General features: G+C 63.1%; 10 protein-coding genes. 6 read left to right on the top strand and 4 right to left on the bottom strand.

What is annotated here, in order from left to right; all coding sequences use genetic code 11:
• Positions 1 to 28: 28 nt before the first annotated feature.
• Together SJY18_RS05460 and SJY18_RS05455 are read right to left on the bottom strand one after the other, a co-directional pair.
• The gene (locus tag SJY18_RS05460; RefSeq protein WP_396668642.1) at positions 29 to 1,780 is read right to left on the bottom strand and encodes a DEAD/DEAH box helicase; all 1,752 of its coding nucleotides are present in this window, start codon (positions 1,778 to 1,780) and stop codon (positions 29 to 31) included.
• A 57-nt stretch (positions 1,781 to 1,837) separates the two neighbouring features.
• A complete protein-coding gene (locus tag SJY18_RS05455) occupies positions 1,838 to 2,434 on the bottom strand; it encodes a PadR family transcriptional regulator (protein WP_396668641.1) in 597 nt (198 codons plus the stop codon).
• Between the two features lie 189 nt (positions 2,435 to 2,623).
• Here SJY18_RS05455 and secA point away from each other — a divergent pair, with 189 nt between their 5' ends.
• Positions 2,624 to 5,443 carry a preprotein translocase subunit SecA gene (gene secA, locus SJY18_RS05450; protein ID WP_396668640.1) on the top strand — a complete coding sequence of 940 codons (2,820 nt, stop codon included), beginning with the start codon at positions 2,624 to 2,626 and terminating at the stop codon, positions 5,441 to 5,443.
• 131 nt (positions 5,444 to 5,574) lie between these two features.
• Positions 5,575 to 6,801 carry a pyridoxal phosphate-dependent aminotransferase gene (locus SJY18_RS05445; RefSeq protein ID WP_396668639.1) on the top strand — a complete coding sequence of 409 codons (1,227 nt, stop codon included), beginning with the start codon at positions 5,575 to 5,577 and terminating at the stop codon, positions 6,799 to 6,801.
• Here SJY18_RS05445 and SJY18_RS05440 read toward each other — a convergent pair whose 3' ends face one another.
• Positions 6,802 to 7,242: an Rv3235 family protein gene (locus SJY18_RS05440; protein ID WP_337338877.1), complete on the bottom strand. Its 441-nt coding sequence runs from the start codon at positions 7,240 to 7,242 to the stop codon at positions 6,802 to 6,804.
• A 132-nt stretch (positions 7,243 to 7,374) separates the two neighbouring features.
• Here SJY18_RS05440 and SJY18_RS05435 point away from each other — a divergent pair, with 132 nt between their 5' ends.
• Positions 7,375 to 7,983 (top strand): hypothetical protein, encoded by a 609-nt coding sequence (locus SJY18_RS05435; protein WP_396668638.1) that lies wholly within the window; start codon positions 7,375 to 7,377, stop codon positions 7,981 to 7,983.
• A 10-nt stretch (positions 7,984 to 7,993) separates the two neighbouring features.
• Here the strand turns inward: SJY18_RS05435 and SJY18_RS05430 are convergent, their stop codons facing one another.
• Entirely contained in the window at positions 7,994 to 8,275 is a 282-nt protein-coding gene (locus SJY18_RS05430; protein ID WP_337338875.1) for a DNA-binding protein, read from the bottom strand.
• Positions 8,276 to 8,374: 99 nt separating this feature from the next.
• On the opposite strand from SJY18_RS05430, the gene SJY18_RS05425 reads away from it, so the two are divergent.
• Genes SJY18_RS05425 through SJY18_RS05415 form a run of 3 tightly spaced genes read left to right on the top strand, consistent with a single transcriptional unit; the run spans position 8,375 to position 11,759 of the window.
• The gene (locus SJY18_RS05425; RefSeq protein WP_396668637.1) at positions 8,375 to 9,001 is read left to right on the top strand and encodes an SAF domain-containing protein; all 627 of its coding nucleotides are present in this window, start codon (positions 8,375 to 8,377) and stop codon (positions 8,999 to 9,001) included.
• Positions 8,998 to 10,254 carry a CpaE family protein gene (locus tag SJY18_RS05420; protein WP_396668636.1) on the top strand — a complete coding sequence of 419 codons (1,257 nt, stop codon included), beginning with the start codon at positions 8,998 to 9,000 and terminating at the stop codon, positions 10,252 to 10,254. Before SJY18_RS05425 ends, SJY18_RS05420 begins: the two co-directional genes overlap by 4 nt.
• A 23-nt stretch (positions 10,255 to 10,277) precedes the next feature.
• Complete coding sequence (locus SJY18_RS05415; RefSeq protein ID WP_337338872.1) at positions 10,278 to 11,759, top strand: histidine kinase N-terminal domain-containing protein; 1,482 nt, start codon at positions 10,278 to 10,280, stop codon at positions 11,757 to 11,759.
• The last annotated feature ends 2 nt before the right edge of the window (positions 11,760 to 11,761 follow it).

The raw sequence follows: 11,761 nt of genomic DNA, 5'->3' as shown, positions 1-11,761 counted from the left end.
CAGCATCCATCAACGACTCACGACAGTGTCAGTACTCGCGCTTCTGGCGGGGCTTGCGCTCGCCACGGCTGGGACCGCCCGAGTCGAGACGGATCTCGATGAGCTGACCCGAGATGCGCGTATCAGAGAGTCGGCTGAGCGTGTCGCTGGAAAGGTTTGCCGGCAGTTCGACCAGCGAGAAGTCAGGGCGAATCTGGATCGCGCCGAAGTCACCACGGCTGAGGCCGCCCTCGTTGGCGAGTGCACCCACGATCTGGCGCGGTTCGACCCGCTGGCGCTTGCCCACGGCGATGCGGTAGGTCGCCATATTCGGGTTGCTGGGGCGCTGACGGCGCTCGCGCTGGCCATCGCGGCTGTCGCGATCAAAGCTGCTGCGGCGGTCGCTACGGTCCGCGAAATCGCGCTTGGGGCGTTCCGCCTCGGCGTCGAGTAACAGGGGCGACTCGCCCTGGGCGACGACGGCCAGTGCGGCCGCAACGTCTACTTCAGGTACGTCGTGGTGGCGCACGTAGTGGGCGATGATGTCGCGGAACCGCTCAATGCGGTCGCCTTCGCCAAGCGCCGCAGTGATGCGGTCGTCGAAGCGTGACAGTCGGGTCACGTTGACTTCGTCGACGCTCGGCAGGCGCATTTCGGTGAGCTCCTGGCGGGTTGCCCGCTCGATAGCGCGCACCAGGCCACGTTCACGCGGTGTGACGAAGCTGATGGCGTCACCTGAACGACCGGCGCGTCCGGTGCGGCCGATGCGGTGCACGTAAGACTCGGTGTCAGTGGGAATGTCGAAGTTCACCACGTGCGAGATGCGCTCGACGTCGAGGCCGCGCGCAGCAACATCGGTGGCCACGAGAATATCGAGCTTGCCCGACTTCAGCTGGTTGACGGTGCGCTCGCGCACTGGCTGGGCAACGTCACCGTTGATGGCGGCCGCAGAGTATCCGCGGGCGCGAAGCTTCTCGGCGATCTCTTCGGTGACGCTCTTGGTGCGACCGAAGATGATCATGCCCTCGAAGTTCTCGACCTCGAGAATGCGCGTCAGGGCGTCCATCTTCTGCTGGAACGACACGATGAGGTAGCGCTGCGTGATCGTCGACGACGTCGTGGTCTTGGTTTTGACCGTGATCTCTTCGGGGTCGTGCAGATACTGCTTCGACATGCGGCGGATCGTCGCCGGCATGGTGGCTGAGAACAGGGCGACCTGTTTGGTCGACGGGGTGTCTGCGAGGATCGTCTCGACGTCTTCGGCGAAACCCATCTTGAGCATCTCATCGGCCTCGTCGAGTACGAGGTACTTGAGCTCTGAAAGGTCGAGGGTGCCCTTGTCGAGGTGATCCATGATGCGGCCGGGTGTTCCGACGATCACGTGCACGCCACGGCGAAGCGCTGACAGCTGCACGCCATAGCCTTGGCCGCCGTATACCGGAAGAACGTGAACGCCCTTCACGTGCGAGGCGTACTTCTCGAAGGCCTCGCACACCTGCAAGGCGAGCTCGCGAGTCGGTGCAAGCACGAGTGCCTGCGGGGTCTTCTGCGACACGTCGAGGCGGTCGAGAATGGGCAACGCGAATGCGGCTGTTTTGCCGGTTCCGGTTTGGGCAAGACCTACAACGTCACGTCCCTGAAGAAGCGTGGGAATGGTGGCAGCCTGAATAGCAGAGGGGGTCTCGTAACCGACGTCACGCAGTGCTTTGAGCACCGATTCGCCCAATCCGAGGTCAGCAAAAGTTGTCGCGGTGGGCTCGGTCTGAGCCTCGGCCTGGGGGTTCGTTTCGTCTGTAGACACAGTTAAGAGTAGTGTGCCGAGGCTGTGAAGCGACAGGGCGCCGCGCCGAGCCCGCGCTCAGCGGCTGGCATCTCTGGCAGGTCTGCCGCGTTTGGGGCGCTCTTCGGAGAGCTCGAAGGCCATCGATCGTTCAGGATGCTGCGCCAAACGCCGCTCGGCACGGTCGAGCCAGCGCAGTTCGGCTTCGGCAGTGCAGATCATCGAATCGACGACGATCGAGCGAGCGAGAGCCCGCGGGTCGTTGGTTCCGGCACCTTCAGGCTGTGTGCGCTGCAGCTCGTCGAGCTGAGCAAGCGAAACCTGCCGTTGCGCTTCGATAAGCGTTGCGACGTCGACTCCTGGCAGCGTGGCAGCGAGCGCGAGTTTTATCGCGAGCTCGTCTCGTGTTCCGCCGGTGCGACGTACCGGAGTGCCTAACCAATTGTCGACCTCTGAAGACCCCGCGTCGGTGATCTTCCAATAGACGTGACCCTGCTCGTCGAGGTCTGCCTTGGTGACAAGGCCATCGCGCTCCAGGCGGTCCAAGGTGTTGTAGATCTGCCCGACGTTCAGCGGCCAGGTTGAACCGGTGCGCCGATCGAACTCAGCGCGCAATTGGTAGCCGTAGCAAGGGCCTTGATTGAGGATGGCCATCAGACCCTGCCGCACCGACACGTGAAACGCTCCGTTCTTCGCATACTGAGTATGTAATTGCCGAGTATAGGCACGCCTGGATTTCGCGACAGTCTGATACCCAGCACACGCCAAGGTCACAGACAGATAACATGGGCAGGTATGCCTGGGCGCAGCTTCCGGGCGGCATGGGCGCCAAACGCGTCGAACCCGACAAGATGGAGACACTTCGTGGCAAACCCCCTCGAGAAACTGCTTCGTGCCGGCGAGGGCCGAATCCTTCGTCGTCTGAACCAGGTCGTCAAAGCGGTCAACGCCCTCGAAGAGGACTACGCACAGCTCACCGACGAGGAACTGCGCGGCGAATCCGCAGAACTTCGCGCACGCCATGAGGCGGGCGAGACGCTCGATCAGCTCATGCCCGAAGCGTTTGCAGCCGTTCGTGAGGCGGCCAAGCGCACCCTCGGTCAGAGAGCGTATGACGTTCAGATCATGGGTGGCGCCGCGCTTCACCTCGGCAACATCGCCGAAATGAAAACCGGCGAAGGAAAGACTCTGACGGGTGCATTCCCGGTTTACCTCAATGCGATCGCCGGCAAAGGCGTGCATGTCATCACGGTCAATGACTACCTGGCGTCGTACCAGGCAGAGCTCATGGGGCGCATCTATCGCACCCTTGGCTTGACCACCGGCACGATCGTCGCCGGACAGACGCCCGAGGTGCGTCGTGCGCAGTACGAGTGCGACATCACCTACGGCACCAACAACGAGTTCGGCTTCGACTACCTTCGCGACAATATGGCGTGGCGAAAAGAAGACCTCGTTCAACGAGGTCACTTCTTTGCGATCGTCGACGAAGTCGACTCCATCCTGATCGACGAGGCTCGCACCCCGTTGATCATTTCTGGACCCTCCTCCGGCGAGGCCAACCGCTGGTTCGTAGAGTTCGCGAAGATCGCCAAAACGCTGGATGCTGGCGTCGACTACGAGGTTGACGAGAAGAAGCGCACAATCGGTGTGCTCGAGCCCGGCATTGAAAAGGTTGAGGATTACCTCGGCATCGACAACCTGTACGAATCGGCCAACACGCCACTCATCTCCTTTCTCAACAACTCGATCAAGGCGCTCGCACTTTTCAAGCGCGACAGCGACTATGTCGTGATCAACGACGAGGTGATGATCGTCGACGAGCACACCGGCCGCATCTTGGCAGGCCGACGCTACAACGAGGGCATTCACCAGGCCATCGAGGCCAAAGAAGCGGTTCCCGTGAAGGCTGAGAATCAGACTCTCGCGACGGTGACACTGCAGAACTACTTCAGGCTGTACGACAAGCTCGCGGGTATGACCGGTACGGCAGAGACCGAAGCCGCCGAATTCATGTCGACCTACAACCTCGGTGTGGTTCCGATTCCGACCAACCGCCCGATGGTGCGCAAAGACCAGTCTGACCTCGTCTACAAGAACGAGCAGGCCAAGTTCGCCCAGGTCGTCGAAGACATCGCGGTGCGCCACGAGGGTGGTCAGCCCGTTCTCGTCGGCACGGTGAGCGTCGAGAAGAGCGAATACCTCTCACGGCTGCTCGCGAAGAAGGGCATCAAGCACGAGGTGCTCAACGCGAAGAACCACGCACGTGAGGCAGAGATCGTTGCCCGTGCGGGCCGCTTCGGCGCGGTGACGGTGGCCACCAACATGGCCGGTCGCGGTACCGACATCATGCTCGGTGGAAACGCCGAGTTCCTCGCGGTGCAAGAGCTCAAGTCAAAGGGCCTTGACCCGGTTGAGACGCCCGAAGACTACGAGGCCGAGTGGGACTCGGTCTACGAGTCGATGCGCGAGAAGGTCGCTGAAGAGAGCACCAAAGTTGTCGAAGCCGGTGGGTTGTACGTCCTCGGCACCGAGCGGCATGAATCGCGTCGAATCGACAACCAGCTGCGCGGCCGCTCTGGTCGTCAGGGCGACCCCGGCGAGAGCCGCTTCTACCTGTCGCTCACCGATGACCTGATGCGGTTGTTCCAGTCGGGCGCAGCCGAAGCGATTCTCGCGCGCACGAACTTTCCCGACGATGTCGCGATCGAGTCGGGAATGGTCTCACGGGCCATCAAGTCGGCACAGAGCCAGGTGGAGAGCCGCAACGCCGAGATCCGCAAGAACGTTCTGAAGTATGACGATGTGCTCAACCGGCAGCGCGAGGCAATCTACTCGGATCGTCGCCACATTCTTCAGGGCGACGACATCGCAGACCGCGTGCAGCACTTCATCGAAGACGCCATCAACGCGGTCATCGATGACCACACCGGGTCGGGTCACACCGAAAGCTGGGACTTCGACGCGCTGTGGACCGAACTCAAGACGCTTTATCCCGTCAGCGTGACCATCGACGAGGTTGTCGCAGAAGCCGCGGGGCGCCGGGGCGGTATCAACGCGGAGGGGCTCAAGCGCGAGATCATCTCCGACGCACGAATCGCGTACAGCGCCCGCGAAGAAACTCTTGGCGACGCGGCAACGCGTGAGCTCGAACGACGCGTGGTGCTGCAGGTGCTTGATCGCCGCTGGCGCGACCACCTCTACGAGATGGACTACCTCAAAGATGGCATTGGCCTGCGTGCCATGGCCCAGCGTGATCCCTTGATTGAGTACCAGCGCGAGGGCTTCCAGATGTTCCAGTCGATGATGGGACAGATCAAAGAAGAGTCCGTCGGCTACTTGTACAACCTCGACGTCGAAGTGCGTCGTCAAGGTGAGGGCGAAGCTCAGGTGGAGGCTAAGGGGCTCAGCGCCTCGGCACCCATCGAGGGCCAACGACTGGAGTACTCGGCCGCCAACGATGCTGGCGAAGTCGAGGTGCGCAACGAACGCGGCCAGGTGCAGCAGTCGGCGACATCGCGCATGCGTCAGGCCGCCGCGACCGCGGCGGCGCAGGGGCAGCCGCAGACGGCCCCGCCCGCTGAGGCGCCTCGTGGTGCGTTCGGTCAGAAAGCGGATGCCGGCAATGCCGCCCCGGCCGCACAGAACCGCGCACAGCGCCGCGCTGCAGACAAGAGCAAATAGAAAACGACGCACGCAGAACGCGCGTTCGCGGCAGGCTTTGCTCTGCCTCGAACGCGCGTTCTTTGTTGCGCCCGGGCGCGGCTGCCCGACGATGTCGATGGGCTCCCGCTCGACCCCGATATCCTGGTGCGATGAGTCAGCTCCGCCCCCTCGATCAGTCCCGCAAGCTCAAAGACGTGCTCTATGAGATTCGTGGGCAGGCGCTCGTTGCGGCGGATCGCCTCGAAGCCGATGGTCACACGATTTTGAAGCTCAACACGGGAAACCCCGCCACGTTCGGCTTCGAAGCACCGTTTCAGATCGTTCGTGACATGATCGACGCTGTGCCGCAGGCGCACGGCTACAGCGACAGCCGTGGCATCATGTCGGCCAGACGCGCCGTGGTCTCGCGATATGAAGAAGACCCCACCTTTCCGTCGTTCGATCCCGATGACGTGTATCTGGGCAACGGTGTATCTGAACTGATCACGATGGTCATGCAGGCGCTGCTCGATGAGGGCGACGAAGTTCTCATTCCTGCACCGGACTATCCGCTCTGGACGGCGATGACGAGCTTGGGTGGCGGAACACCCGTGCACTACGTCTGTGATGAAGAGAATGGCTGGCAGCCTGATCTCGAAGACATCCGCTCGAAGATCACTCCGCGCACCAAGGCGATCGTCGTCATCAACCCGAACAATCCAACGGGCGCGGTGTACACGCGGGAAATACTCGAGGGAATCGCCGACACTGCACGAGAGCACTCGCTGCTGGTGCTGTCAGATGAGATCTATGACCGCATTCTCTTCGACGACGCGGTGCACATTCCGATGGCATCCGTAGCGCCAGACCTTCTCGTGCTCACCTTCAACGGGCTGTCAAAGACATATCGTGTCGCCGGCTACCGATCGGGTTGGTTGGTGATCACCGGCCCGAAAGCCCACGCCGCCGGGTTCATCGAGGGCGTGACGCTACTGGCATCCACCAGGCTCTGCCCAAACGTTCCCGCACAGTTCGCGGTGCAGGCCGCTCTTTCTGGCGTGCAGTCGATTGACGCGCTGATCGCGCCCACCGGCAGGCTGCACGAGCAACGCGACGCTGCGTGGAAAACACTTGAGTCGATTCCCGGTGTCAGCTGCGTGAAACCGCAAGGAGCGCTCTACGCGTTCCCGCGATTCGATCCGAACGTGCATGAGATCCACGACGACGCGAAGTTCGTCTACGACTTCTTGATCGCAGAGCATGTGCTGCTGGTGCAGGGAACCGGTTTCAACTGGGCGAGCCCAGATCATGTGCGCATCGTGACCCTGCCCGAAGCACGTGTGTTGACCGAAGCTATCGAGCGGCTCGGCAACTTTCTCGCGTCGTACAAGCAATAGCTAGAGAAGAGCGAGCGACGTCGCTCGCCAGCGACCGTCCATGCCCTCGAGACGGGCTGCAACGGCACGAACTCGCGTCGGGATCTGCACGATCACCGTGCCCTCGACGACACCGTCGGTGGGCGCTGAACAGTGCACGCTGAGGATCTGATGAACCGGGCGCACGGCGGGAACGCCTCGGGCGCTTCGGGCTCGGGTCGCAAGATTTGTGCGAGTGACGAGCTTGCGAAACGGATCTTCGGTGAGCCAGCGTGCCAGTTGATCCACTTCGCGCACGCCCGCGAACACCTCGAGAACTCCTCGAGTGAGGTTGCGGAGGAAGACTTCTGGGTCGGGGAGCTCAACGGCTGAGGTTCGCTGTGGGGCGAAGAATTCAGAAAGCTCCAGCGCTTCATCAGAGGCGCGGTATGCGCGGGCGTGGCCCGTCGGCGGCGTTGCCATGGGGTACCTATCTCAACAGTGGGGGGTTATCCGTGAGCTAGTAGAACACTTGTGAGGCCCGTAGGAAAAGGCGAAACCCCAGGTTGTGGATAACTTCTCATCGAGTCCTAATGCATCGCCTACTCTCGGCACGTGCGTTGGGACCGCTTTTTTGCCGATCTTGAGGATCAGCTTGCCTCTGAGTGGGAGGCCGAGCGTGCGGCGCTCGACACCGAAGCCGAACGGCTGCGTCTTTCACGCGTCGCGCTCCGAGATCGCCTTGGTGCGCTGGCATCGCGCGAACGCACGACCTCGGCTCTCGCATTCGAAATGTCTGACGGGTCGACTCTGCACGCCGAGGTATCAGGCGTCGGCGCTGACTGGGTCGCGCTTGAACCGACACAGCCGCTTGCCGGTGCCGTGCTGGCTCCGCTCGAGGGCATCGTGTCTGTGCTCGTGCCCCATGTTGACGTCTTACGCAGTGCGCGCCCGGTCGCCGAGCGATCTTCACTCAGCGACCGGGTCACCTTTGGTTTTGTGCTGCGCGATCTCGTTCGGCGACGGGTTGGCGTCGGGGTGACCCTCGCTGTGGGCGTGCGTCACCTCACGGGTACGATCGACCGCGCCGGCGCGGATCACTTCGATCTCGCGCTGCACGATAGCGGGCAGCCCCGCAGAACCACCGACGTCACGGGGCATCGACTGGTGCCGTTCGCGGCGGTGTCGTGGATTCGGCTCGACGCAGACGCTCCACTGATCTAACAACAACGAGTCATTCAGATTGACGAATGATTCCGCCGCCCCAGAGCTCAGGAAAACTGGCGGTATTCGACTGCCGCCACAGCGCCATCCGGCGAGCTTCCTCGGCTTGGTCGTCGAGATAGCCACTCACACTCGCCTCTTCGATGCGCCAGCGCGGCGGCGCGCCTACCCGCATTCCGCGAATCTGACCGCTCATCACGAGCGCCATGACCTCGTCGACCGAAATGCTGAGAAGCTCGCCAACCTGGGCCGGGGCGAGCAAGCGCACCTCAGGCACGGAGTTGTCGGGCATGCCCCCATTATGGCGGCGGCCTGTGCAAGGCGCGCGGAGGGGCACGCCCCTGTGGATAACCGAAGCCGCAGATTTGCTCGGTGAGCGACTATTGACGACATGACGGTCGCAGATTCAGTTCGCTCACCACGACGCCGAGTGTGGGGCGACGCGCGATTCCTTCTCGGGATTGTGCTCATCGTCGCATCCATCGCGGGGGTCTGGCTTGTTGTCGCGACGGCTCGGCAGACGTCCCCTGCCTACGCCGCAACGCGCGCCATCGTTCCCGGAGAAGCCATTGCGGCCGGTGACTTGCGAGTAGTCGAAGTCGCGCTCGGTCAGCTGGGCGACTCGTATGTCGCCCCTGACGATTTGGCCGAGGGCGCAGTAGCCACCCGCACGATCGCCGCGGGGGAGCTGCTGCCGGCGTCTGCCGTTGCCGACCCGGTGACGGTGAGCACGACAAGCGTCGTCATCCGCACGAGCGCTGATGTTCCAGCCTCTATCGATGAAGGTGCAACCGTGGAGCTGTGGGCGGCGCCGCTTCTCGAGCGAGGCACGTACGACACCCCGCGAATTCTGGTGGCAGATGCTGTCGTTGCGGCGGTCACAAGGGACGATTCTGCTATCGGAGGCGGCTCCGCGGCACTCGAACTGGTGATCGCGCGCGCCGACGTCGCGGCAACCCTTGCCGCGATCGCCGATCAGTCTGCCCTGTCGGTGGTTTCTGCTGGAGCAGGCTCGTGAACGTGGTTGTTGCCGTTGATGGCGGTGAAGCGCTGTCGGCTGGTCTCACTCGTGAAGGCTACGAAGTCACGACGACAGCCGAAGCGCGAGCGCTCGCCGAGGTTGCTGGCGACGCTCTGTTAGGAGACGAATCCGAGAGCCTGCTGCGGGCGGTGCTGGCTGCAGACGCGGTGGTGTTAGAGGTGCGGCGAGACTCGCTGACGGCCGAAGTAGTGGCACTGTGCGATCGGGCAGCAACACGTATTCTGCCCCTCTGTGCAGATGATTCCGACGAAAGAGTCGCCGCGGTCTTCGGCCTGGAACAATCCCTCGGCGCCAATGCAACTCCGCGACTTGTCGCTGAAGCCCTCGCGGCTCAGCCGCGCAGCGTTGTGGAGACGGCCGATGCGCGTGAGGCTCCACGCGTGATCGCGGTGTGGGGCGCTCCGGGAGCGCCAGGTCGCTCTACGGTTGCCATCGAACTCGCGACGGAGCTCGCGCGAGGGGGCAAGCATGTCGCACTGGTGGATGCTGACACTCACGCGCCGTCGATCGCCTTGACGTTGGGTATCGCCGATGAGGGCCCGGGATTTGCCGCAGCATGCAGGCAGGCGGAACTCGGCGGACTCGATGAGAAGGAGCTCACGCGAATAAGCATCCCGCTTGGGCGCACCGGAGTCGACGTGCTCACCGGGCTGAACCGGCCGTCGCGATGGCCGGAACTCAGCGAGAAACGAGTGGCGAAGGCTCTCGAGCTTTGCCGCAGCTGGGCGGACTTCACCGTGGTCGACGTCTCTTCGTCACTCGAACGCGACGAAGAGATTGTCAGCGACCTCGAGGGGCCCAGGCGCAACGCCGCCACGCTCGCGGCGTTGCGTTGCGCAGACGTCGTCGTGGCCGTCGCAGGTGCTGATCCGATCGGGATCTCACGCTTTCTGCGGGCACACGCCGATCTTCGCGCGACCATTGGGGGCACGACCGTGCGGGTGGTTGCGAACAAGGTGCGGCCCGGCGCGCTGGGAATCGACGCGCGCGGACAGATTCGTCGCACCCTAGAGAGGTTCGGCGGCATCAGAGACGTGTGGTTCTTGCCACTCGACGCCAGAGCGGCGGATGCTGCTTTGCTCGCATCTCGCACAATTGCCGAGCAGTCTCCCAAGTCTCCGCTCGTGCTCGGGGTGCGGCGTTTCGTCGGCGACGTGCTTGTGCCGCCGCCTGCCACCGTTGCGGCATCGCGACGGGTCACGCGGCGTTACACCAAAACGGCAGCATGACAAACCCGCTCTAGGCTGGAGGGGTGTCGACCCTCAGTGATCTTGTCTACGCCCAAGGCCGTGCGAGCGAAGAAGACGTCGAGTGGCTGCATCGCCTCGCTGGCGACGGGCAGCTACTCGCCGACCTCGCCTTCGCAGACATCGTGCTCTGGGTGCCCACGCCCGACGATTCGTTCGTGGCGGTCGCGCACACTCGGCCCGGGGGAGCAGCGACGCTGTTCTATCGTGACATCGTCGGCGGTCGGGTTCGACCGCAGTGGAACACTCAAGTGCGCGAGGCCTTTCAGACCGGGCGCATCGTCGATTCGGCGTCGCCTGATTGGTTTGAAGAGACGCCCACTCGGGTGCGTGCAGTGCCGGTCGTACGGGCACAGGGCACAGACGCCCCGCAGACCCTTGGTGTGGTGACTCGCCACACCAACCTCGGCGAGACCCGCACGCCCTCTCGACAGCAGATCACCTTCAACGATTGTGCCGACGACCTTTTCGGCATGGTGGCATCGGGAGAGTTCCCGGATATGACCGCCCCGACTTCTCCGCGCAGAGGCGCTCCGCGCGCATCCGACGGGCTCATCCGGCTCGACGTTGACGGCATCACAACGTTCGCGAGTCCGAACGCGCTGTCGGCTTTCAACCGGCTGGGTTTCGTCGATGAGCTCGAAGGCGAATCGCTTGTCGAAGTGGTGACGACGATCCTGCCCGACAAGCGGCAGTTCGACGAGTCGTTGCCCGTCGTGGTTACCGGGCGGGCACCGTGGCGCGCAGATATGGAGTCGCGTGGCGTCACCGTGTCGTTGCGCACTATCCCGCTTCGCGATCATGGCACGCGCATCGGCGCGATCGTGCTGTGTCGCGATGTCACGGAGATACGCCACCAAGAGCAGGAACTGATCACCAAAGACGCGACGATCCGCGAGATTCACCATCGGGTCAAGAACAACCTGCAGACAGTCGCGTCATTGTTGCGGATTCAAGCTCGGCGCTCGCATTCCGAAGAGGCCCGCGAAGCGCTCACGCATGCCATGCGTCGCGTTGCCGCCATTGCGGTCGTGCACGACACGCTTTCTGAGGGGCTGGCGCAGAACGTCGAGTTCGACGAAGTCTTTGCACGTGTGCTCAAGCTGGTCGCGGAGGTCGCCGCGGCACCCAACACGCGCGCGCGCACGCGGTCGTCTGGACGGTTCGGCACCTTGCCCAGCGAATACGCTACGCCGCTAGCGCTGGCGTTGACCGAGCTTGTCACCAACGCTGTCGAGCACGGTCTTGCCGGCCAAGAGGGTGACGTCGAGATCATTGCAGCGCGCAACGAGGAGAAACTCGAAGTTCGCGTCCGCGACACCGGCTCAGGGTTGCCAGAGGGGCAGGTGGGAAACGGTCTCGGCACGCAAATCGTTCGAACGCTGATTCAAGGTGAGCTCAGCGGCACAATCGATTGGCACACGTTGACCGGCAGCGGCACCGAAGTGACTATCGAGATTCCGATGCGCTATATCGCGCAGGCATAGGG

It is taken from the genome of Microbacterium sp. R86528 (assembly GCF_044596335.1).
Lineage (GTDB): Bacteria > Actinomycetota > Actinomycetes > Actinomycetales > Microbacteriaceae > Microbacterium > Microbacterium marmarense.
Note: the sequence above shows the minus strand (reverse complement) of the source record. Positions and strands in the feature narration are given on the sequence as shown.

What these genes read in the sequence shown, in the direction of transcription:
- SJY18_RS05445 (WP_396668639.1), top strand. Translation starts at nt 5,575, where the DNA reads ATGAGTCAGCTCCGCCCCCTCGATCAGTCCCGCAAGCTCAAAGACGTG.
- SJY18_RS05440 (WP_337338877.1), bottom strand. Translation starts at nt 7,242, where the DNA reads ATGGCAACGCCGCCGACGGGCCACGCCCGCGCATACCGCGCCTCTGAT.
- SJY18_RS05430 (WP_337338875.1), bottom strand. Translation starts at nt 8,275, where the DNA reads ATGCCCGACAACTCCGTGCCTGAGGTGCGCTTGCTCGCCCCGGCCCAG.
- SJY18_RS05425 (WP_396668637.1), top strand. Translation starts at nt 8,375, where the DNA reads ATGACGGTCGCAGATTCAGTTCGCTCACCACGACGCCGAGTGTGGGGC.